This is a genomic window from Amycolatopsis dendrobii, from assembly GCF_014145675.1.
In the GTDB taxonomy this organism is placed as follows: Bacteria; Actinomycetota; Actinomycetes; order Mycobacteriales; family Pseudonocardiaceae; genus Amycolatopsis; species Amycolatopsis dendrobii.
In genome coordinates this window covers 238,557-260,837 of the sequence record NZ_JACGZW010000011.1, presented here as the reverse complement: position 1 = coordinate 260,837, position 22,281 = coordinate 238,557, and the positions used below count along the sequence as shown (strand labels likewise).

Sequence of the window (22,281 nt, the reverse complement as noted above, 5' to 3'; positions counted from 1 at the left end):
ATAGCCTGCTGAGGGTAGTTCGGGTTTGTTCTGCAGGGTGATTCTGCCCGGTTTGCCGGGGTCCGAGGACACTGTGCGTGGTTCCGCGCCTGGCGCACGGCGCTGACCACCGACGACACCGAGACGGCAGGGGTGGCCTCGGTTACTCCCCGAGTGGGCGCTAGCCTCGGCACCCGAGTTGATCAGATCCGACAGGTCTTGACACGCTCGGTAGTTTTCTGACCAGTAGCACGTCGAGAACTCATCCTTACGGGTGAGACGCTCGCTCAGAACAGTCACCTCGCGGGAGGCACTCCGGTGCGCAACCCAGGCCGGTTCGTGACACGGTCCACGCTGGCTCTTGGCCGTCCAGCGCTTCGCTCGTCCGTCACCCCATCGGGGGCGGCCGAGCTGGCTCCGGTTCGCGGCGCGACGCGGGACGGTCGTGGTGTTGTCCGCGGCAGCCGTGCCCTGGCCGTTGCGGGCGGACGAGTCCTGGCGGTGCTGGCGACGATCCTGGTCACGGCCGTCGGGACGGGTGCCGCGGCGTTCGCCGACGACAACGTCGTCCGGGCGGAAACGACGTCGACCGGATTCGGGATGCTCGGACCGGTCGGCCTGGTCGCGGTGGGTTTCGGCGTCATCGGAATGGCGCTGGGCGTCGTCCGGCAGCGGCGCAAGGCACGCGCGAAGGCGATTGAGGCGGTCGCTGCCGCCGGGGCCCTCGAAGAGGAGCCGACCCGGCCGCTGGAGCCGGCTCCGGCCGCGCTCAACCTGCGGCAGTCCTAGTCAGCTGGCCGGCTGTCCGGCCGCAGATCTTCCTGGCTCCAGGCTGACCACGCGGCGGGTTCCGCTGTTTTCGCACCACGGGTTCGGCGGCTGAATAGCCAGCGCACCACCTTGGCGGCCTCCACAGCCGTCCGCGCTGCTGGATCGGCGGTTATATCGCCAATGAGCCACCCCGCCACCACTCGTCTCCGCCGTTCCTCCGCACCGCGAGTTCGGCGCTGAACCACTTCCAGGCCGTAGCGACATCGGCCATCTGAGCTGCACTCCCACACCCCTGAATCTCTCCGGCACCAGCTCCTCCCGAAGGCAGATACCCGGACCGACGCTGTCAAAACGTCCGGTCTGCCCGTCCGTCCCGCGAACCCCCGGGCCCGCGGCAGGGGCTCCTCCGCAGCCTGAAAGAATCTCGGCGTGTCCGACGAACAGAACGGGCGCCTGCGGGTGCTTTCCGGGATCCAGCCGACAGCCGACTCCTTCCACCTCGGCAACTACCTGGGCGCCCTGCGCCAGTGGGTGCGGCTGCAGGACACCCACGAGACCTTCTACTGCGTCGTCGACCTGCACGCGATCACCGTCGAGCAGGACCCCAAGGTGCTGCTCGAGCGGACGCGGCGGTCGGCCGCGCAACTGCTCGCCATCGGGGTCGACCCGGCGCGCAGCGCGCTGTTCGTGCAGAGCCACGTGCCCGAGCACGCTCAGCTGAGCTGGGTGCTCGAATGCCAGACCGGCTTCGGCGAGGCCGGGCGGATGACCCAGTTCAAGGACAAGGCCGCCAAGCAGGGCAGCGACCACGCGAGCGTCGGCCTGTTCACCTACCCGGTCCTGATGGCCGCGGACATCCTGCTGTACCAGACGAACGCGGTGCCGGTCGGCGAGGACCAGCGGCAGCATCTCGAGCTCACCCGCAACCTCGCGCAGCGGTTCAACAGCCGGTTCGGCAAGACGTTCGTCATGCCGGAGCCGTTCATCGTCAAGGACACCGCGAAGATCTACGACCTGCAAGAACCGACGGCGAAGATGAGCAAGTCGGCGGCGACCGGCAACGGGCTCATCGAATTGCTCGAGGACCCGAAGCGCTCGGCGAAGAAGATCCGTTCCGCGGTCACCGACACCGGCCGTGAGGTGCGCTTCGACCGTGAGGAGAAGGCAGGCGTCTCCAACCTGCTCACGATTTACTCCGCGCTGACCGAACGCACCGTCGCCGAGCTCGAAACCGCCTACGAAGGCAAGGGTTACGGCGATCTCAAGAAGGACCTCGCCGAGGTGCTCGTCGACTGGGTCACGCCGCTGCAGGAGAGCGTCCAGTCCTACTTGGACGATGTCGCCGAGCTGGACCGGATCCTCGCTGCGGGTGCGCACCGGGCGCGCGAGGTCGCGTCGGCCACGCTCGCGTCGGTCTACGAGCGGATCGGGTTCCTGCCTGCCGGCTGAACGAGGCATATACAACAAAGTCCGGGGGGGACGAAATAGCGTGAAATTCACAACTGGGTTGTGGCCGATCAGTGTCGCGACGCTGTTTCTGGTCACGTCGTGCAGCGGAATGTCCGGATCGGACGGTGAGAACGCGAAGGACCCGAACGGCGACGGCCAGACCGTGCAGCGGCCGGGTTATGCGAACTCGCAGTATCCGGACCCCGCTCCGATCAAGGAAAAGCCGAACCCGCAAGCGGTGCAGATCGGCGGCAAGCCGGTGATCCAGGCGTGCAACCTGCTGACCATCGGGGACCTTGTCGCGTTGGGGATCCGAGCCGAATCGCGGCCGGACCCGAACGGGGCCACCTTCGAGCGCCGCTACCTGGTCGGCGACGGTTCGGGACCGCTGCGGTCGTCCGAAAACACCTACGCCAAGGCACTGACCTCGGGCGTGAATCACTGTGTGTACAGCCTGGAAGACAACCAGGGCAATCAAACACAGGAGCGGTTGGCGGTCGCGGTGTCCCAGCCGGCCTACGTGCCGACCGTGAACACCAAGCCCTACCTCGACGACGCGGACCCCAGCCTGACCGTCGGTCCGGTGAAGATCTTCTCCAAGCGCCGCAAGACGGACAGCCCGTCGGACGCTTCCGGGGACGCCGTGCTGGTCCTGGGAGACACGCTGGTCGACTTGGACTTCGAGCTGAAGGCCGGCAAGAGCGCGGGCAAGCTGCAGGAACTCGGCAAGAAGGTCGCCGAGAACTTCGCGAAGCAGGTGAGCGCGCCGGCCGGGGCGAACGTCATCGATTACGACAGCGCGGCATTCCCGAAATCGGTCGCGCAGCCTTGTCCGATGCTCACGCCCGACGCGGTGACCCCGGCGATCGGCACCGAGGCTTCGCCGATGGTCGCCGAAACCCCCGGCACCGCCGTCGGCGACATGATCATGACCAACAGCACCCAGCACAACTACGTGCAGATCGACTGCGAGCGAGGCACCGGTCACGACAACGGCATCGATCGGCGCGCTCTGCACCTGACCGCGATCAGCTTCCTCAGCGAAGAAGCGGCGAAGAGTTATCTCGGCTCCGCGCCGAACGACGGCCAGTCCGCGCCCGCCCAGGTCGGGGACGAGGGGCAGGTGCACAGCAAGGGCCAGGCCCACGGCGAGGTGCTGTTCCGCAAGGGCCGCTTCGTGTTCAAGCTCTACCTCGCCGACCACAACGCCGCACCGGACGGCATCAGCGGTGCGGACGCGACCCGGCTGCTGGTGCCCGCCGCCCAGAAGATGATCTCCGCCTTCCACGAGCAGTAACCGCGCGGGCACGCTCGCGTTGCGGGGCCTGGTTGCTGTGGTTAGCGTTTTCCGGTGGCGAAAGAGACCGGTGACAAGGAAAAGCTGCTGCCCCGGCTGCGGCGGAAGTACCCGTGGCTGGATCACCTGATCCGCGCCAACGACTCCTTCAACGAAAACTACGGCAACCATTACGCGGCGGCGATCACGTACTTCAGCGTGCTGTCGGTGATCCCGATCTTCATGGTGGCGTTCGCGATCGTCGGCATGGTGCTCGGGCACAACGAAGCGGTGATCGCCCAGATCACGCACGGGATCGATACTTCGGTCCCAGAGGGCCTGCGCGACCTGGTCAAGAGCATCACCGACACCGCGCTGAAGTCCGGCAGCGGCATCGGGGTCTTCGGGCTGCTGCTGGCGCTCTACTCCGGCGTGGGCTGGATGGGCAACCTCCGCGACGCGCTCACCGCGCAGTGGGGCCAGGAGAAGAAAACGGAACCGTTCGTCGGCCGGACGATCAAGGACCTGCTGTCGCTGCTCGGGCTCGGGCTGGCGCTGATCGTGTCGTTCGCGCTCACCGCGGCGGGCAGCGGCGTCGGCGAACTGCTGCTGAAGCTGGTCGGGCTGGAAGGCCAGGGGTGGGCGAAGTTCCTGCTGCACGTCGCGACGATCGTGCTCAGCCTGATCGCCAACGCGCTGGTTTTCCTGTGGGTGATCGCCCGGCTGCCGCGGGAGCACGTCGCGCTGCGGAGCGCGGTCAAGGGCGCGATTATCGCGTCTGTCGGGTTCGTGATCCTGCAGCAGGTCGCGACGGTTTATCTGGCGAGCGTCACGAAATCGCCGTCGTTCGCGCTGTTCGGGCCGGTGATCGGGTTGCTGGTGTTCGCGAACCTGGTGTCGCGCTTCCTGCTGCTGGTGACAGCCTGGACGGCGACCGCGCGGGAGAACCAGCGACGCGTCGTGCAGCCGCCCGCTCCGGTGTTGCTGGAGCCGCGGGTGACGGTGCAGCACGGGCTCGGGCTCGGCTCCGTGGCGGGCGCGTTCAGCGCTGGTGCGCTGCTGGCCTGGCTGGGCAGGCGAAAGGGCTGAGACGGAAAAGGGCCTCCTTGAGCGAATCAAGGAGGCCCTTTTCCGTGGTCGTCACGAGCGGACGTTGCGCTTCCGCTGATAGCTGATGACAAACCCGGCCACGATGATCACGAGCACCACCACGGTCAGCACCCAGCCGGTGGCGCCGAACGGGTCCGGTTTCTGCGCCGCCGCGGTCGTCGCGCCCGCGGGGGTGACTTCCTTGTCCGACATCGGGGCGGCGTCGGAGCTCAGCGGCTGGTAGGCGATCTGACCGACCGGCTGCGCGCCGTTCTTCTCCAGCGCGAAGCCGTAGTCGAGCAGCTTCGCCGCCTGGTCGACCACCTTCGTCGGGCGCTGTTCGGCCCGCATCATCACGATCGCGAGGCGGTGGCCGTCGCGTTCCGCGCCGCCGACGTACGTGTGCCGCGCGTCGTCCGTGAAGCCGGTCTTCCCGCCGAGGAAACCGGGATAAACGCCGAGCAGCTTGTTGTCGTTGAACACCGGGATCGGCGGCTTCCCGTCGATCGCCGGGATCGTGTACGTCTTCGTCGCGACCGCCTTGGCGAACTCCGGCTGCTTCATCGCGTAGTGGAAGACCAGGCTCAGGTCGTACGCCGAGGTCGACATGCCCGGCCCGTCGAGGCCGGACGGGGTCGCCGCGCGAGTGTCCGTGGCGCCGATGCGGGCCGCGAGCGCGTTCATCTTGGCGACTGCCGCGTCGACGCCGCCCAGCGCCGTCGCGAAGGCGTGCGCCACGTCGTTGCCCGAGTGCATAAGCAGGCCGTGCAGCAGCTGGTCGACCGTGTAGTGCCCGCCCGCGGTGATGCCGACGCAGGTGCACTCCTGCTCGGCGTCCTCCTTCGTCGGGACGATGACCTGGTCCGGCTTGAGCTCGGTGACCACCACCAGCGCCAGCAGCGTCTTGATCAGCGACGCCGGCCGCTCGCGCGCGTGCGGGTCCTTCGCCGCGACGACCGCACCGGTGTCGAGATCCTGGAGGACCCACGACGCCGAGGTGTCGCCAGGAGGCAGCGCGGGCGCGCCCGGCGGCAGGATCGGGCCGCAGCCGCCCAAGCGGTCGCCGCCGACCGGCTGGGCGGGCACCGGAAGCGGCGGCGGGACGGTCTGGCCCGGCTTCGGCTTCTCCGAGGTGTCCACTGGCGGCGGCGGCGCGGCGTGTTCGGTGCATTGCTCCGCCAGCGCCGGTGCGGCGAGGGCGACGGGCGCGGCGACGACTGCGAGGGCTGCGGCGAGTGTCGCGGCGAATGCTCGCAGCGACCGGGCGAAAGCGGGGTGCACCCACGCAATCTAGCGCCGATGGTCCGGCGGCATACTCGAGACATGCGCATTTCACGAGGTACAGCGATGGCCTTGTTCGCTTTCGGCATCTGGTCCTGGATCATCTGGATCACGTTCGCCAAGAATCTGTGGGCCAGCAACCAGTCGTGGGCGGCCGACGGTTCACCCACTGGGTACTTCATCGTGCACGCGGTGCTGACTGTGGTCTCGTTCGTACTCGGCACCGCGATCGGGGTGCTCGGCTGGCGCGGCATCCGGGCGACCTCGAAGGAGCGCGCGAACACCTGATGCGGGGATGAGTCCTTTGGTCGGTGGCGGGGCGCGTCCGGGCTGGCTTAGTTTCGGGCGACCGACCATGGAGGCTAAATGTCCCGTTTACGTCGATTGCTCGTCCCGGTCGCGGTAGCCGGCGTCGCTGCCGGTGCGGTGGCCGTGCCCGCGTTCGCCGCGCCCGCGCCGTCGTGCGACACCGCCAGCAAGCAGTACAGCTACGTCGTGCTGTACCAACCGGGCGAGAAGCAGCGTTCGGTCGACGCGGAGCTGACCGCCAAATGCGGCAAGCGGATCGCGTACTACCCGGAGATCGGCGTCGCGGTAGCCAGCTCGCGCAACGCGGACTTCGCCGATCGGCTCGGCGTGAAGCGGGCGTACTCGGCGGGCAAGGACGTCGCCGCGAAGGCCGCCGCCCGCGCCGGATTGCGCTCCGCGATCGGAATGCTGGAGCAGACGGAGAGCGTCGCCGCCGGTGACGATTTGTCGACTCAGCAGTGGGACATGCGGGCCATTCACGCTCCCGAGGCGAACAAGATCAACCCCGGTTCGCGGTCGGTCACCGTCGGCGTGCTGGATTCCGGCATCGATGCCAAGCACCCCGCGCTCGCGCACGCGGTAGACGCGCAGTCTTCAACCGGCTGTGTCACCGGCGCACCTGACGCTTCCGCCTGGGCCCCGACGAACTCCGACCACGGCACGCACGTCGCAGGCACCATCGCGGGCAAGGACCCGTCACGCGGCTTCACCGGCATCGCGCCGGGCGTGCGGCTGGCGTCGGTGAAGGTGGTGAACGACGACGGCTACATCTTCCCGGAGGCAGCCGTCTGCGGCTTTGTCTGGGCCGCACAGCACGGTTTCCAGGTGACGAACAACAGCTACTACATCGACCCCGGAATGTTCTACTGCCGCAACGAGGCGGGCGACGCTGCCGCGTACGAGGCCGTACGGCGCGCTGTCACTTACTCGACGCAGCGCGGGACTCTCAACATCGCTGCCGCGGGCAACTCGGGCTTCGACGTCACGAAGCAGACTGTGGACCCGAACCGTCCACACAAGATTGATTCTTCGTGCGGCATCCTGCCGAAGGCGATCGACGGTGTGGTGACAGTGTCCGCGGTTGGTTACGCGGGGACGAAGGCTTACTACTCCAACTACGGCTCGGTCACCGTCACCGCACCGGGCGGGGATTCGGGGCAGATGCCGCCTGCCGGGGAAGGGGCGGGATGCCCGCTGTCGACGATCTTCAACGGTGCTTACGGCACTAAGTGCGGCACCTCGATGGCTTCACCGCACGTGGCTGGGGTTGCTGCGTTGTTGGCGTCTACGCATCGGAACGCGCCGCCGCGTGCTTTGACGGCTTTGCTTACCGCGGAGGCGGATCCGGTGGCTTGTGATGTGTCGGCGTGCTCCGGCTCGGCGCGAAACAACTCGTATTACGGGCGCGGCCTGGTCAACGCGCTGGACGCAGTTCACTGACGCAGCACCAAAAAGCGGCCCTCGTCCCGACTGCTCGGGGCGAGGGCCGCTTTCCTGGCTAAAGATCAGACGCGCTTGAAGAGGAGCGCGCGTTTGACTTCCTGGATCGCCTTGGTCACCTGGATGCCGCGCGGGCAGGCGTCGGTGCAGTTGAACGTCGTGCGGCAGCGCCACACGCCCTCGCCGTCGTTCAGGATGTCCAGCCGCTCTTCGGCGCCCTCGTCGCGGGAGTCGAAGATGAAGCGGTGGGCGTTGACGATCGCCGCCGGGCCGAAGTACGAGCCGTCGTTCCAGTAGACCGGGCAGGACGACGTGCAGCAGGCGCACAGGATGCACTTGGTGGTGTCGTCGAACCGGTTGCGGTCGGCCTGGGACTGGATCCGCTCGCGGGTCGGCTCGTTGCCGTAGGTGATCAGGTACGGCTTGATCGCCCGGTACGCCTCGAAGAACGGGTCCATGTCGACGTAGAGGTCCTTCAACGTCGTCAGGCCCTTGATCGGGGCGATGGTGATCTCGGTCTTCTTGCCGTTCTTCTCGAGCAGGTCCTTCAGCAGCACCTTGCAGGCCAACCGGTTGATCCCGTTGATCTGCATCGCGTCCGAACCGCACACGCCGTGCGCGCACGAGCGGCGGAAGGAGAACGTGCCGTCGATGTAGTCCTTGACGTAGAACAGCAGGTTCAGCACGCGGTCGGTCGGCTGCGCCGGGACGTCGTAGGACTCCCAGTGCGGCTCCTGGTCGACCTCCGGGTTGAACCGCAGGATCTTCAGCGTGACCTGGATCGGCGTGTGCTCGTCGGACGCCTTGGAGGAAGGCGCTTCAGGGGTGGCCGTCGTCATCAGTACTTCCGCTCCATCGGTTCGTAGCGGGTGAAGGTGACCGGCTTGTAGTCGAGCCGGATGTCGGCCGACAGCCCCTCGCCCTGCTTGTAGGCCATGGTGTGCCGCATGAAGTTCGTGTCGTCGCGGTTCGGGTAGTCCTCGCGGGCGTGGCCGCCGCGGGACTCCTTGCGCGCGATCGCGCCGACGACCAGCACCTCGGCCAGCTCCAGCAGGAAGCCGAGCTCGACGGCCTCGAGCAGGTCGGTGTTGTACCGCTTGCCCTTGTCCGCCACGGTGATCCGCTGGTAGCGCTCCTTGAGCGCCTGGATGTCGGTCAGCGCCTGCTTCAGCGTGTCCTCGGTGCGGTACACCGACGCGTGCGAGTCCATCGTCTGCTGCATTTCCTTGCGGATGTCGGCGACGCGCTCGTCGCCGTGTTCCGACAGCAGCAGTTCCAGCTGTTCCTCGACCAGGGTGGTCGGGTTCTCCGGCAGCTCGACGTGCTCGTGCGCCAGCGCGTACTCCGCGGCGGCGATGCCCGCGCGGCGGCCGAACACGTTGATGTCCAGCAGCGAGTTCGTGCCCAGCCGGTTCGAACCGTGCACCGACACGCAGGCGACCTCGCCCGCGGCGTACAGGCCCGGGATGACGTGCTCGTTGTCGCGCAGCGCCTCGCCGTGGATGTTCGTCGGGATGCCGCCCATGACGTAGTGGCACGTCGGGAACACCGGCACCGGCTCCTTGACCGGGTCGACGCCCAGGTAGGTGCGGGAGAACTCGGTGATGTCCGGCAGCTTGGTCTCGAGGACCTCGACCGGGAGGTGGGTCACGTCGAGGACGACGTAGTCCTTGTTCGGCCCGCAGCCGCGGCCCTGCAGCACCTCCTGGACCATCGACCGGGCGACGATGTCGCGCGGCGCGAGGTCCTTGATGGTGGGGGCGTAGCGCTCCATGAACCGCTCGCCGTCGGCGTTGCGGAGGATGCCGCCCTCGCCGCGCACCGCCTCGGAGATCAGGATGCCCAGGCCGGCCAGGCCGGTCGGGTGGAACTGGAAGAACTCCATGTCCTCCAGCGGAAGGCCCTTGCGGAAGATGATGCCGAGGCCGTCGCCGGTGAGGGTGTGCGCGTTCGAGGTGGTCTTGAAGATCTTGCCCGCGCCGCCGGTGGCGAACACGATCGACTTCGCCTGGAACACGTGCAGTTCGCCGGTGGCCAGCTCGTAGGCGACCACGCCCGACGCGATCGGGTTGCCGTCCTCGCCCTCGGACAGGACCAGGTCGAGCACGTAGAACTCGTTGAAGAACTCGGTGCCGTGCTTGACGCAGTTTTGGTACAGCGTCTGGAGAATCATGTGCCCGGTGCGGTCCGCGGCGTAGCAGGCGCGGCGCACCGCGGCCTTGCCGTGGTCGCGGGTGTGCCCGCCGAACCGGCGCTGGTCGATCTTGCCCTCGGGCGTCCGGTTGAACGGAAGGCCCATCTTCTCCAGGTCGAGGACGGCGTCGATGGCCTCCTTGGCCATGATCTCCGCGGCGTCCTGGTCGACCAGGTAGTCACCGCCCTTGACGGTGTCGAAGGTGTGCCATTCCCAGTTGTCCTCTTCGACGTTCGCCAGCGCGGCGCACATGCCGCCCTGGGCCGCGCCGGTGTGGGACCGGGTCGGGTACAGCTTGGTGAGGACCGCGGTGCGGGCGCGCTGACCGGATTCGATGGCCGCGCGCATGCCGGCGCCGCCCGCGCCGACGATCACCACGTCGTACTTGTGGAACTGCATAGGGAAAGACTCCGCTAGCTAGTGGTGGGTGCGCCCTTAGGAGGCAGGCATCTCGGGGTCGAACGTGAAGATCACCATCGTGCCGACGGCCAGGATGAGCACCATCGAGACGTAGAGCAGGATCTTCAGCCAGAACCGGGTGGAGTCCTTGCGCGCGTAGTCGTCGATGATCGTGCGCAGCCCGTTGCCGCCGTGGATCTCGGCGAGCCACAGCATCGCCAGGTCCCAGAACTGCCAGAACGGCGAGGCCCAGCGGCCGGCGACGAAGCCCCAGTTGATGCGGTGCACGCCGCCGTCGAGGATGTTCATGATGAACAGGTGGCCCAGCACCAGGATGATCAGCGCGAGCCCGGAAATGCGCATGAACAGCCAGCTGTAGAGCTCGAAGTTGCTGCGCCGGGCGGACGGGCGCCGCGGCGAGCGCGGCTTGTCGAGGATCAGAGCGTCGGCCATGGGATCAGGCACCCCCGAAAAGCGTCTCGACGGTGCGCTTCAGCATGAAGAACGCACCCGGAACCATCACGACCACCCACACGACGCCGATGACCCAGAGCATCGTCTTCTGGTACTTCGGGCCCTTGGCCCAGAAGTCGACCAGCAGGACGCGAAGCCCGTTGAGCGCGTGGAACAGCACCGCGCCGACAAGGCCGACCTCGAGCAGGTTCACGATCGGCGTCTTGTACGTCTCGATGACCTGGTCGTAGGTGTTCGGCGACACGCGCACGAGCGCGGTGTCGAGCACGTGCACGAACAGGAAGAAAAAGGTCAGCACGCCGGTGATGCGGTGCAGCACCCAGGACCACATGCCGGGGTCGCCCCGGTAGAAAGTTCCCTGCCGGCGTGAGGCACCCGCCCGATCGCTAGCTCCTGCCCCGCTTTCGGTGGCAGTGCTCGCCGTGGTGGACATCGGTGAACGGCCTCCAACGTCATGACTGTCGTGCCCGGGTGACCGGTGAGGTCCGCACCCGCGGCCGGGGTCGGTCCACTGGGGACAACTCCGGCGACGGTGCCGAGATCAGGGGCCATCGAGCGTGGATGCATGGATGCTAGACCCGACCCATACGCGCGGCTCACCTCCGGGTTCCTCTCTGTGACAGACCAGACACCGGTGACCACGCCAGACCACTCGGACGTGTGGTCTGGAGCACGTCTGAGCTGGCCGTGAAGGACTCCTTCCGGGAATCGGATTCCCTCAAGGAGTCCTTCACGGACGTTTCCCGGGCGAAAGCGAGGCCACGGTGAGTGATCGCGGCGGGCAGGGAGGCGGCTCTTGATCACGGTCGGCGCCGGATTGGTCGCGGATCGACCCTCCGAGTAAACGTTTGTGTTACGTAGCGTGCCGTTCCTATGGCGGTTACCCGGCGGTTGGGTACGGTCTGCCAGTTGAGCCCGGCGACCGTGACCGGGCCGTTCCTGGATCGTCCGCTGGATCAGCGGGGAGGGAGACACACGTTGCGTCGCATGCGTGGAACCGCGCTGGCCGCCGCGACCATGGCTGGGGTGCTTGCACTGGCCGGGTGCGCGAAGGACACCGGGGGAAGCAAGAACAACGCGTCCGGTTCGGACGGCAACGCGGGCTCGAACTGCATCACCGCCCCGAAGCCGCCCGCCGCGCCTGCCGCCGCCACGAGCAGCAGCGCCGCCTCGGGCAAGGTCGACGGCAGCAAGCTCAAGGTCGGCCTGGCCTTCGACGTCGGCGGTCGCGGTGACGCTTCCTTCAACGACGCGGCCGCCGCGGGCACCGACCGGGCGAAGTCCGACCTGGGCGTCCCGACCGTGAACGAGAGCACCGCGAGCGCGAGCGAGAGCGAAGCCGCCAAGCAGCAGCGGCTCGAGCAGATGGCGCAGCAGGGCCTGAACCCGATCGTCGCGGTCGGTTTCGCGTACGCGCAGTCGGTCAAGGCCGTCGCCACCAAGTACCCGAACACCAAGTTCGCGATCGTCGACGACGACTCGATCAGCCTCCCGAACGTCACGCCGCTGGTCTTCGCCGAGGAGCAGGGCTCGTTCCTGGCCGGCGTCGCCGCCGCGTACAAGAGCAAGAAGTGCCACGTCGGCTTCGTCGGCGGCGTGAACACCCCGCTGATCCAGAAGTTCGAGGCCGGCTTCCTGCAGGGCGCGAAGGCCGTTTCGAGCAAGATCAAGATCGAGGACGAGTACCTGACGCCCGCCGGCGACTTCTCCGGTTTCCAGGACCCGCCGAAGGGCAACGCGAAGGCGGCCGCGGAGATCTCCCGCGGCGCGGACGTCGTCTACCACGCTGCCGGCGCCTCCGGTAAGGGCGTGTTCGACGCGGCGAAGCAGAACAACGCGCTGGCCATCGGCGTCGACTCCGACCAGTACAACCAGAAGACGGTCGCCGCCGACAAGGACATCATCATCACCTCGATGATCAAGCGCGTCGACGTCGCGGTCTTCGAGTACCTCCAGGCCGTCGCGAAGGGCGACCTGAGCACGGTGCCGAAGCGCTTCGACCTCAAGTCCGACGGGGTCGGCTACTCGACCTCCGGCGGCAAGGTCGACGACATCAAGGACGTGCTCGACGGGTACAAGGCCCAGATCGTCTCCGGTGCCATCAAGGTTTCGGACAAGCCGGCCAAGTAACGCTCATGACGCGGCAGGGCTCGGAAGGATCTTCCTTCCGGGCCCTCACGCGTTTCCGACAGAACGGGATGTCCCCTCCGATGACCGAGATCGAGGCCGAAGCCGTCCCCGACCGGGGCGTGCCGGCCGTCCAGCTGACCGGGATCACCAAACGGTTCCCCGGCGTCGTCGCGAACTCCGACGTGAACCTCACCGTGGCGGCGGGCGAGGTGCACGCGCTGTGCGGCGAGAACGGCGCGGGCAAGTCGACCCTGATGAAGATCCTGTACGGGATGCAGCAGCCCGACGAGGGCAGCATCGCCATCAACGGCGGCGAGGTGAGACTGCGCAACCCGCAGGACGCCATCCGCGCCGGAATCGGCATGGTGCACCAGCACTTCATGCTCGCCGACAATCTGACCGTCGCGGAAAACGTGTTCCTCGGCGCGGAGGCACTGCACGGCATCGGCCGCGCGGCGCGAGCGCGTTTGGCGGAACTGTCGAAGCGGACCGGGCTGCACGCGAAGCCGGACACGCTGCTGGAGGAACTCGGCGTCGCCGACCGGCAGCGCGTCGAGATCGTCAAAGTCCTTTACCGCGGCGCGAAAATCATCATTCTCGACGAGCCGACCGCCGTGCTCGTGCCGCAGGAAGTGGACGCGCTGTTCACGACCGTCCGCGAAATGCAGGCCGACGGCTACACCTTCCTCTTCATCTCGCACAAGCTCGACGAGGTGCGCGCGATCGCCGACACGGTCACCGTGATCCGGCGCGGCACCACGGTCGGCACCGCGGATCCGAAGAAGATCACCAGCCGCGAGCTGGCCGAGATGATGGTCGGTTCGGAGCTGCCGAGCCCGGAGACGCGCGAGTCGACGGTGACCGACCGCGAGGTTCTGCGGGTACGCGAGCTGCGGCTGTCCGCCGAGGGGTCCGAGCGCAACGTGCTCGACGACATCTCCTTCACCGTGCACGCGGGCGAGGTGCTCGGCATCGCGGGCGTCGAGGGCAACGGCCAGACCGAACTGGTCGAGACGATCATGGGGATGCGCAAGGCGAGCGGCGGCCACATCGAGCTGACGCCGCCGGACGGCGAGACGCACGACCTGGTCAAGCTGGGCACGCTGGCGCGGCGCGAGGCGGGCATCGGCTACATCGCCGAGGACCGCACGCGGCACAGCCTGCTGCTCACGCAACCGTTGTGGGTCAACCGGATTCTCGGCTACCAGACGCGGGAACCGGTGTCCGGCGGGCAACTGCTCAACATCGCGGGCGCGCGCGAGGACACCGAACGGATCGTGCGCGAGTACGACGTCCGCACGCCCGGCATCGACGTTCCGGCCGCCGCGCTGTCCGGCGGCAACCAGCAGAAGCTGATCGTCGGGCGCGAGCTGTCCGGCAACCCGGTGCTGCTGATCGCTTCGCATCCGACGCGCGGCGTCGACGTCGGCGCGCAGGCGCTGATCTGGGAGCAGATCCGCCAGGCACGTGCCGACGGCCTCGCCGTGCTGCTGATTTCCGCGGACCTCGACGAGCTGATCGGGTTGTCCGACACCATTCGCGTGATGCTGCGCGGGCGGCTCGTGAGCGAGGCGAACCCGGCCACCGTCACCCCGCAGGAACTCGGTTCCGCCATGACCGGCGCCGAAGAAGGTGAAGACTCATGAGTTCGTGGCGCACGCGGCTGTTGCCGCCTCTGCTCGCGATCGCGTTCGCAGTGATCCTGTCCGCGATCGCGCTCGTCATCTCCGGTGCCGACCCATTGCAGGCGTACGGGACGATGATCGGCCAGCTGTTCAAGGGTTCCACCGCGGTCGACACGGTGAACCTCGCGACGGTGTACTACCTGTCCGGCCTCGCGGTGGCGATCGGGTTCCAGATGAACCTGTTCAACATCGGCGTCGAGGGCCAGTACCGGTTCGCCGCGGTGGTCGCCGCGATCATCGGCGGGGCGCTGCAGCTGCCGCCGGTCATCCACACCATCGTGATCTTGCTGGTGGCCATCGTTTCCGGGGCGCTGTACGCGACGATCCCGGCGGTGCTCAAGGTGACCCGCGGCGTCAGCGAGGTCATCTCGACGATCATGCTGAACTCGATCGTCGCGGGCATCATCGCGTTCCTGATCAACGCCGACCAGTTCGGCGTGCAGACCGGCAACAACATCGGGACCAGGGTGATCGCGCCGTCCGGCCGGATCCCGGGCATCCCGCTGGGGTCGGGCACGCTGTTCGGGTTCGTGTTCATCGCGATCGTGATCGGCGGCGCGTACTGGTTCATGCTGAACCGCACCCGGTTCGGCTTCGAGCTGAAGGCGAGCGGCGAGTCCGCGACGGCGGCCGCGGCCGGTGGCGTGAGCGCGAAGAAGATGACGCTCATCGCGATGCTGCTGTCCGGTGCGGTGGCCGGTCTGGTCGCCATGCCGGAACTGCTCGGCCGTGACTACAGCTACGGCATCACCGCGACCCAGATGTACGGCTTCACCGGCATCGCGGTCGCGCTGCTCGGCCGCAACCACCCCGGCGGCATCGCGTTCGGCGCGCTGCTGTGGGCGTTCCTGGACACCTCCGCGGTGTCGCTGGAGCAGATCAACGTGTCCAAGGAGATCGCGACGATCATGCAGGGCATCATCGTGCTCTCGGTCGTCGTGGCGTACGAGATCGTGCGCCGGGCCGACCTCGCCGCGGAACAGCGCAGGGTGGGCAGGGCGCTCGCCGGCAACGGCCGCAAGGGCGCCTCGGTCGCGGAAGGCGGTGCGGTGTGACCACCACGACGGAGTTCTCCCGGCCGGGTCCGGAGTCCGGGACGCCGATGCCGATCAAGCGCAAGCGGCCGCGGATCCCCGGCTGGCTGCGCGGCGTGATCTGGGCCGTGGTCGCGATCGCGGTCATGTCGACCGCGTCGTACGCAACCGGTGTTTCGGCGCTGACGTCCAGCAACACCGCGTCGACCGCGCTGCGGCTGGCGCTGCCGATCCTGCTGTGTGCGCTGGGCGGGCTGTGGGCCGAGCGCGTGGGCGTGATCAACATCGGCCTCGAAGGCATGATGATCCTCGGCACCTGGGGTGCGGCCTGGGGCGCTTATTACGGCGGCGCGTGGGTCGGCCTGCTGGCCGCGATCGCGTTCGGCGCGCTGGGCGGACTGCTGCACGCGGTGGCGACGGTGACGTTCAACGTCAACCACATCGTCTCCGGTGTCGCGATCAACCTGCTCGGGCTCGGCGTCGCGAAGTATCTGGCGAACCTGATTTTCGAACCGCTGTCGGGCAACCCGCGCCAGTCGCCGCCGGTGCCGAAATTCGACACCTATTCGGCGGCCGGGCTGTCGGACTGGCTGGGGTCGCTGGAAGACCAGCAGCGCGTCGGATTGTCCGATGTCGCGGGCATTCTGCGCGGGCTGGTGACCGGAGTCGCGCCGCTGACCATGATCGCGATCGTGCTGATCCCGGTGAGCTACTGGATTCTCTGGCGCACGCGGTTCGGCCTGCGGCTGCGTTCGTGCGGCGAGAACCCGGTCGCGGCCGAGTCGCTCGGCGTGAACGTGTACCGCTACAAGTACGTCGGCGTGCTGATCTCCGGCGGGTTCGCGGGCATGGGCGGCGCCTCGCTGGTGCTGCTCAAGGGCGGGGCGGACTACCTGGAAAACCAGACGAACGGCCGCGGGTACATCGGCCTGGCCGCGATGATCTTCGGCAACTGGCGACCGGGCGGGCTGCTCGGCGGTGCCGCGTTGTTCGGGTACTCCGACGGTCTGCAACTCGCCGGTGGTGGCGACGCGGTGCTGGCGCTGCTGTACGGCGCGGTCATTCTGCTGGCGATCATCGTGATCGTGCAGCTGATCCGGAAGCGCTGGATCGCGGCTGCGCTCGGCGTCGTCGGCGCTGGGATTCTGTACGCGATCTACTGGACCAACGACACGCTGCCGAGCGACTTGATCCCGTACACCGCGCACTTCGTGACGCTGATCGTGCTAGCCGTTGCGTCGCAACGACTTCGGCCGCCGAAGGCGGATGGTGCGCAGTATCGGCGAGGTGAGGGCGACTGATGTCCGAAGTGGACTGGGAAGCGTTGCGCGCGGCCGCGGTTTCGGCTGCTTCGCACGCTTATGCGCCTTATTCGGGACTGCATGTCGGCGTGGCGGCCATTGTGGACGATGGCCGGCAGGTGACCGGGTGCAACGTCGAAAACGCTTCGTACGGCTTGGGTTTGTGCGCCGAGTGCACAATGGCCGGACAATTGCGACTGTCCGGCGGCGGCCGTTTGGTTGCGGTGGCTTGCCGTAGCGGTGCGGGTGAGCTGTTGATGCCTTGTGGACGGTGCCGGCAGATCCTGTTCGAGCTCGGCGGTTCCTCTTGCCTGGTCGACACTCCTCGCGGAGTGCTGCCGATGTCGGAGGTGCTGCCGGACGCGTTCGGGCCGGAGGATCTGCCATGACTTTCACTGCGGTAGACGTCATCCGGACCAAGCGGGACGGCGGGCAGCTGAGTGACGAACAGATCGACTGGGTCGTCGACGCCTATACCCACGGAGCGGTCGCGGAAGAGCAGATGGCCGCGCTGGCCATGGCGATTTTCTTGCGTGGCATGGACGACGGCGAGATCGCGCGCTGGACCGGCGCGATGATCGACTCGGGCTCGCGGCTTTCGCTGGATGTCGCGCGCCCGACCGTGGACAAGCACTCGACCGGCGGAGTCGGGGACAAGATCACCTTGCCGCTGGCTCCGCTGGTCGCCGCGTGCGGTGCCGCGGTGCCGCAGCTGTCCGGTCGCGGGCTCGGCCACACCGGCGGGACGCTGGACAAACTGGAGTCGATTCCCGGTTGGCGCGCGGCTTTGTCTCTGGACGAGATCGCGGCGCAGCTGAACTCAGTCGGCGCCGTGGTCTGCGCGGCGACCGAGGGGTTGGCTCCGGCGGACAAGAAGCTTTATGCGCTGCGGGACGTCACGTCGACGGTCGAGTCGGTGCCGTTGATCGCCAGCTCGATCATGAGCAAGAAGATCGCCGAAGGCGCTTCGGGGCTGGTGCTGGATGTGAAGGCCGGCTCCGGGGCGTTCATGAAGACCGTGCCGGACGCGCAACTGCTGGCGCGGACGCTCGTGGACATCGGCACCGCGCACGGGGTGGCTTGCACCGCGTTGATCACCGACATGAGCACGCCGCTCGGCCGGGCCGTCGGGAACGCGGTGGAGGTTGCCGAGGCGGTTGAGGTCCTCCGCGGTGGCGGCCCCGCTGACGTCGTTGCACTGACGGTGGCGCTGGCTCGGGAGATGCTGGCGTTGGCGGGCATTTCCGTCGATCCGGCCGAGGTGCTGGCGTCCGGTGAGGCTTACGAAGTGTGGGCCCGGATGATCGCCGCACAGGGCGGGGATCCCTCGGCTGAGTTGCCGCGTCCTTCTACGGTGCACGTCGTCCCGGCGCCTGCTTCGGGGGTGCTGACCTCACTGGACGCCTACGCGGTGGGCGTCGCGGCTTGGCGGCTCGGGGCCGGTCGGGCGCGGAAGGAAGACCCGGTGCAGGCCGCGGCGGGAATCCTGTGCCACGCGAAGCCAGGCGACGCGGTGGTGGAGGGGGAGCCGTTGCTGGAACTGCACACGGACACTCCGGATGCCTTGCCTGCTGCTCTTGCTGCTTTGGAAGGCGGGTTCTCGGTGGGTGCGGAGGCACCTGCTGCGACGGGGATCGTGCTGGACACGGTTCGGCCTTGACGCCTTGAACGACGAAGCCCCCGTCCGGATCCCGGACGGGGGCTTCGTGCAAAGAGCGTCAGTCAGTCGACTCGTCCGAGTCGCCGCCGGCCTTCGCCTTGGCGTCAGCGGCCTTGGGCGAACGCCCGTTCCGCGAGCTGCGGCGCGGCTGCCGCGGGGCGGGCGGCGGCGGGGCGATCTGCTGCACCGCGGGTCCGCCGCCGAGCATGAGTTCCGCGAAGGTCGCCATCGCTTCGTCCAGCTGGCCGCCGATGCGGCGCACGGATTCGTCGTTGCTGCGGCGCACCAGCGAGTCGACCGCGTCGGTGTCCGGCTGCTTCGACAGCGTGCCTTCGACCTTCGACAGACCGCTGCGGACCGAGCCGTCCAGGTCGCCGATGCGGCCGGTGACGTCGTCCTCGACCTTGTCGATGCGGCTGGACAGGTCGTCGAGACGCTGGGTGATCGTTTCGAGCTTCGTGCCCACCGAGTCCAGCCGCGCGGCCGGGTCGATCATCTCGCCGGTGTCGGAGACCGCGCTCTTCAGCGCGTCGGTCGCGGTCGCGATGCGTTCCTTCGTCGCGCGGTCCAGTTCGTCCACGCGCGAGCGCAGTTCCTGGTCCGTGGTCTCGATCCGCTCGCGCAGCGACGTCTCGGCCATCTCGATCCGGTCGCGGATCGGGCCCTGCGTCGCCTGCGGCAGCGATTCGAGCTTCGCGTCCTGCTTGTCCAGGTGCCCGCCCAGCTCGTCGAGGCGGCGGTGGATGTTCTGCAGCTTGTCCTCGAGCCCGTCCATCCGGCCCGCGACGCCCTCGAACCGCGCCGCCACGCCGTCGAGGCGTCCGTCGAGCTGGGCGAAGGGCTTCGCCAGCTTGTCGACGATGCTCTCCACCGCGTGCGTGAGCGCGGCGATCGCGTTGTCCTGGGACTCCAGCCGCGTCATCGCCTCGTCGAGGCGTTCCGCCAGCACCCCGACCTCGGTCCGGTCCGGCAGTTCCGACAGCCGCTTGCGCACCGCGCCCAGGGAGTCCACCGGCGCGAGCCGGGCGTAGATGTCGTCGAGCGCGTCGAAGATCTGCTGCTGCTCGCTCTCACGAACCTCGGCCGCGCGCACCAGCATGTTGCGCATCCGGTCGAACGACGGAGCGGCAATGTGGTTGTCAGTGGTCACTGCGGTGTCCTTCGTCGGCGGGGAAAATGGAAGGGACTGACCCGAGCTTATCGATGAAGAAAATTGCTGTGCGTATGGCCCCCGGGGAACGCGGATAAGGGGCGCGCCACCCGGATGGCCGATTCCTTGCGCACAGTGCTGAGCAGAGGGTTGTTCCGGTGCTCTCGGTTACGGCCAGGTAGGGGAATGACAGCGAGGCTACCGTTGGAGCATGTCGGACGTAACCCCGTTGAGCGCGGAGATCCTGCGCCGCGCCCCCAAGGTCCTGCTCCACGATCACCTCGACGGCGGGTTGCGCCCCGGCACGGTGGCCGAACTCGCCGAGAATCTCGGCTACCGGGACCTTCCCGCGACGGATCCGGACGAACTGGGCCGCTGGTTCCGCGCCGCGGCGGACTCCGGTTCCCTCGTGTCGTATCTCGAGACGTTCGCCCATACGTGTGGGGTCATGCAAACGGAGGAAGCGCTGGTCAGGGTTGCCGCTGAAGCAGTGGAAGACCTGGCCGCGGACGGGGTCGTCTACGCCGAGCTGCGGTACGCGCCGGAGCTGTTCGTGGAACGCGGGCTGTCACTCGATGCAGTGGTTGAGGCTGTCCAAGAGGGTTTCGCGGAAGGGATGCGGAGGGTAGCCGCGGGCGGCGGGCGGATCCGGGTGCGGACGCTGTTGTGCGGGATGCGCCAGCACGCCCGCGCGCTCGAGATCGCCGAACTCGCGGTGCGCTACCGCGACGCCGGGGTGGCCGGATTCGACATCGCCGGACCGGAGGACGGATTCCCGCCCACCCGAAATCTGGACGCATTCGACTATTTGCGCCGGAACAATGCACACTTCACTATTCATGCCGGCGAAGCGTTCGGACTTCCGTCGATCGGCGAGGCAATCCAGTACTGCGGTGCGGAACGGCTCGGGCACGGCGTCCGGATCGTCGAGGACATCACCGCCGACGCCGACGGAAATGTCCATCTTGGACGGTTGGCGGGCTACGTCCGGGACCGGCGGATCCCGCTGGAGATCTGCCCCTCGTCGAATGTCCAGACCGGAACCGTGCCGTCGCTGGCCGAGCATCCCATCGGCCTGCTCGCCCGGCTGCGCTTCCGCGTCACCGTCAACACCGACAACCGGCTGATGAGCGGCTGCACGATGACCAGTGAATTCGCCGCGCTGGCCGAGACGTTCGGCTTCGGCCTCGACGACTTCCGCTGGTTCACGATCAACGCCATGAAATCCGCGTTCCTCGATTTCGACGAGCGGCTCGAGCTGATCGAGAAGGTCGTTAAACCCGGGTACGCGGCGCTCAGCTGAGCCCCGGCCCTTCGGACGCGGCCGCCCCGAAAGGCGGTTGCGTTCGTTAGCCATGCCAACTATCGTTCACTATGTAAGACATACTTCTCAACTAATGAGACGGTGGACGGAATGGCGCAGGTCGAGACCGGGGAGCAGGTGCGGCAAAAAGGCGGCTCGCGGCGGTGGCTGATCCTTGCGCTCGGTCTCGCCGCGCAGACCGCCAGCTGCTCGTTCCTTTACGGGCTGCCGTTTCTCGTGCCCGCCATGCGCGAGGCCGACCATTTGACGCTGGCGCAGGCGGGCACGGTCGTCGCCGCGCCGAGCATCGGCCTGCTGCTCACGCTCATCGCGTGGGGCGCGGCTGCGGACCGTTACGGCGAGCGCCTCATCATGGCGCTGGGCCTGGGCGTATCGGGGTTACTCCTCGTGTACGCCGCCCTGTGGCACCACCCGGTCGGACTTCTCTTTGGAGTGTTTCTCGTAGCCGGTGCGTGCACGGCTTCGGTGAACGCGGCGAGCGGCCGGGTCGTGATGGGCTGGTTCGCGAAATCCGAGCGCGGCGTCGCGATGGGGATCCGGCAGACGGCGCAGCCGCTGGGGGTCGGAGTGGCCGCGCTCGGGCTGCCGCCGCTGGCCGCGCAGTGGGGGTTCCAGGCGGCGATGCTGCTCCCCGCCGTGCTGGCGGTCGGCGTGGCGCTCTTGGTGGCGCTGTTCGTTGTGGACCCGCCGCGGCCGCCGCGCGCGGCGAAGAGGGAGCGGCCGCCGTCGCCGTATCGCAAGCCGTGGCTGTGGCGTGTGCACGGCGCGAGCGCGCTGTTGGTGGTGCCGCAGTTCGCGGTGTCCGCGTTCGCGCCGGTGTATCTGGTGTCGCAGCATCAGTGGACCGCTGCGCAGGCCGGGGTGTTCGTCGCGGTGGCGCAGGTGCTCGGCGCGCTCGGGCGGCTGGCGTCGGGGTATTGGTCGGACCGCGTCGGCAGCCGGTTGCGGCCGATGCGGCAGCTCGCCGTCGCGAGTGTGGTCGTGATGCTGCTGGTCGCGGTCGGGGACGCGACTTGGCTCTGGCTGGTGCTGGCCGCGCTCGTGCTGGCGGCGGTGATCACGGTGGCGGACAACGGTCTTGGCTTTACGGCATCGGCTGAGCTGGCCGGGGTCGCATGGTCGGGTCGCGCGATGGGGACGCAGAACACCGCGCAGAACATCGCCGCGTCGGCGACGCCGCCGTTGCTGGGCTTGGTGATCGGGGACAGCCGGTATGCGCTGGCGTATTGCGTGGCGGCGATTTTCCCGCTGCTGGCAATAGGGTTGGTGCCGGTGCGGGCGGAAAGTGCGGAGGGGTAGGGGTCGTGAGTGGCAATCCCGGTTAGAACCGGGATTG

At 67.9% G+C, this 22,281-nt stretch carries 20 protein-coding genes; 14 read left to right on the top strand and 6 right to left on the bottom strand.

Annotated elements, in window-relative coordinates; genetic code table 11:
* The first annotated feature begins 480 nt into the window (after nucleotides 1–480).
* The 4 genes from H4281_RS31720 (at nucleotide 481) to yhjD (ending at nucleotide 4,564) form a co-directional block, all read left to right on the top strand.
* Complete coding sequence (locus H4281_RS31720; protein ID WP_237598000.1) at nucleotides 481–768, top strand: hypothetical protein; 288 nt, start codon at nucleotides 481–483, stop codon at nucleotides 766–768.
* A gap of 411 nt (nucleotides 769–1,179) precedes the next feature.
* On the top strand, nucleotides 1,180–2,199 hold the full coding sequence (gene trpS, locus H4281_RS31715) for a tryptophan--tRNA ligase (RefSeq protein ID WP_182894555.1): 1,020 nt from the start codon (nucleotides 1,180–1,182) through the stop codon (nucleotides 2,197–2,199).
* Nucleotides 2,200–2,239: 40 nt separating this feature from the next.
* A complete protein-coding gene (locus H4281_RS31710; protein ID WP_182894554.1) occupies nucleotides 2,240–3,496 on the top strand; it encodes a hypothetical protein in 1,257 nt (418 codons plus the stop codon).
* A 54-nt stretch (nucleotides 3,497–3,550) separates the two neighbouring features.
* Nucleotides 3,551–4,564, top strand: a complete 1,014-nt coding sequence (gene yhjD / locus H4281_RS31705; RefSeq protein WP_182894553.1) for an inner membrane protein YhjD — start codon at nucleotides 3,551–3,553, stop codon at nucleotides 4,562–4,564.
* Nucleotides 4,565–4,615: 51 nt separating this feature from the next.
* Here the strand turns inward: yhjD and H4281_RS31700 are convergent, their stop codons facing one another.
* Complete coding sequence (locus H4281_RS31700; protein WP_182894552.1) at nucleotides 4,616–5,845, bottom strand: D-alanyl-D-alanine carboxypeptidase family protein; 1,230 nt, start codon at nucleotides 5,843–5,845, stop codon at nucleotides 4,616–4,618.
* Between the two features lie 42 nt (nucleotides 5,846–5,887).
* Between H4281_RS31700 and H4281_RS31695 the strand changes: the two genes are divergently transcribed.
* Together H4281_RS31695 and H4281_RS31690 are read left to right on the top strand one after the other, a co-directional pair.
* Nucleotides 5,888–6,133: an SCO4848 family membrane protein gene (locus tag H4281_RS31695; RefSeq protein WP_093575906.1), complete on the top strand. Its 246-nt coding sequence runs from the start codon at nucleotides 5,888–5,890 to the stop codon at nucleotides 6,131–6,133.
* A gap of 78 nt (nucleotides 6,134–6,211) precedes the next feature.
* Nucleotides 6,212–7,594, top strand: coding sequence for a S8 family peptidase (locus tag H4281_RS31690; RefSeq protein WP_182894551.1), 1,383 nt, complete (start codon nucleotides 6,212–6,214; stop codon nucleotides 7,592–7,594).
* A 65-nt stretch (nucleotides 7,595–7,659) separates the two neighbouring features.
* On the opposite strand, the gene H4281_RS31685 is transcribed toward H4281_RS31690, so the two are convergent.
* The 4 genes from H4281_RS31685 to sdhC are packed head-to-tail and all read right to left on the bottom strand — an operon-like array spanning nucleotide 7,660 to nucleotide 11,094.
* A complete protein-coding gene (locus tag H4281_RS31685) occupies nucleotides 7,660–8,433 on the bottom strand; it encodes a succinate dehydrogenase iron-sulfur subunit (protein WP_037816151.1) in 774 nt (257 codons plus the stop codon).
* Nucleotides 8,433–10,187 (bottom strand): succinate dehydrogenase flavoprotein subunit, encoded by a 1,755-nt coding sequence (sdhA, locus tag H4281_RS31680; RefSeq protein WP_182894550.1) that lies wholly within the window; start codon nucleotides 10,185–10,187, stop codon nucleotides 8,433–8,435. Before sdhA ends, H4281_RS31685 begins: the two co-directional genes overlap by 1 nt.
* A gap of 36 nt (nucleotides 10,188–10,223) precedes the next feature.
* Nucleotides 10,224–10,640: a succinate dehydrogenase hydrophobic membrane anchor subunit gene (locus tag H4281_RS31675; protein WP_037816149.1), complete on the bottom strand. Its 417-nt coding sequence runs from the start codon at nucleotides 10,638–10,640 to the stop codon at nucleotides 10,224–10,226.
* 4 nt (nucleotides 10,641–10,644) lie between these two features.
* The gene (gene sdhC, locus H4281_RS31670) at nucleotides 10,645–11,094 is read right to left on the bottom strand and encodes a succinate dehydrogenase, cytochrome b556 subunit (RefSeq protein WP_078870582.1); all 450 of its coding nucleotides are present in this window, start codon (nucleotides 11,092–11,094) and stop codon (nucleotides 10,645–10,647) included.
* Nucleotides 11,095–11,648: 554 nt separating this feature from the next.
* Between sdhC and H4281_RS31665 the strand changes: the two genes are divergently transcribed.
* From H4281_RS31665 to H4281_RS31640, 6 genes are all read left to right on the top strand, one after another.
* A complete protein-coding gene (locus H4281_RS31665; protein WP_182894549.1) occupies nucleotides 11,649–12,791 on the top strand; it encodes a BMP family lipoprotein in 1,143 nt (380 codons plus the stop codon).
* A gap of 80 nt (nucleotides 12,792–12,871) precedes the next feature.
* On the top strand, nucleotides 12,872–14,437 hold the full coding sequence (locus H4281_RS31660) for an ABC transporter ATP-binding protein (protein WP_182894548.1): 1,566 nt from the start codon (nucleotides 12,872–12,874) through the stop codon (nucleotides 14,435–14,437).
* The gene (locus tag H4281_RS31655; protein WP_182894547.1) at nucleotides 14,434–15,531 is read left to right on the top strand and encodes an ABC transporter permease; all 1,098 of its coding nucleotides are present in this window, start codon (nucleotides 14,434–14,436) and stop codon (nucleotides 15,529–15,531) included. The genes H4281_RS31660 and H4281_RS31655 overlap by 4 nt, the downstream gene beginning before the upstream one ends.
* 47 nt (nucleotides 15,532–15,578) lie before the next feature.
* Nucleotides 15,579–16,811, top strand: a complete 1,233-nt coding sequence (locus tag H4281_RS31650) for an ABC transporter permease (RefSeq protein WP_182894678.1) — start codon at nucleotides 15,579–15,581, stop codon at nucleotides 16,809–16,811.
* A complete protein-coding gene (locus H4281_RS31645; RefSeq protein ID WP_009072565.1) occupies nucleotides 16,811–17,200 on the top strand; it encodes a cytidine deaminase in 390 nt (129 codons plus the stop codon). The genes H4281_RS31650 and H4281_RS31645 overlap by 1 nt, the downstream gene beginning before the upstream one ends.
* Complete coding sequence (locus tag H4281_RS31640; protein WP_182894546.1) at nucleotides 17,197–18,471, top strand: thymidine phosphorylase; 1,275 nt, start codon at nucleotides 17,197–17,199, stop codon at nucleotides 18,469–18,471. Before H4281_RS31645 ends, H4281_RS31640 begins: the two co-directional genes overlap by 4 nt.
* A 58-nt stretch (nucleotides 18,472–18,529) precedes the next feature.
* Here H4281_RS31640 and H4281_RS31635 read toward each other — a convergent pair whose 3' ends face one another.
* Complete coding sequence (locus H4281_RS31635) at nucleotides 18,530–19,621, bottom strand: PA containing protein (protein WP_134667572.1); 1,092 nt, start codon at nucleotides 19,619–19,621, stop codon at nucleotides 18,530–18,532.
* 211 nt (nucleotides 19,622–19,832) lie between these two features.
* Here H4281_RS31635 and H4281_RS31630 point away from each other — a divergent pair, with 211 nt between their 5' ends.
* The gene (locus H4281_RS31630) at nucleotides 19,833–20,924 is read left to right on the top strand and encodes an adenosine deaminase (RefSeq protein WP_182894545.1); all 1,092 of its coding nucleotides are present in this window, start codon (nucleotides 19,833–19,835) and stop codon (nucleotides 20,922–20,924) included.
* Between the two features lie 111 nt (nucleotides 20,925–21,035).
* Nucleotides 21,036–22,244, top strand: coding sequence for an MFS transporter (locus tag H4281_RS31625; RefSeq protein ID WP_182894544.1), 1,209 nt, complete (start codon nucleotides 21,036–21,038; stop codon nucleotides 22,242–22,244).
* The last annotated feature ends 37 nt before the right edge of the window (nucleotides 22,245–22,281 follow it).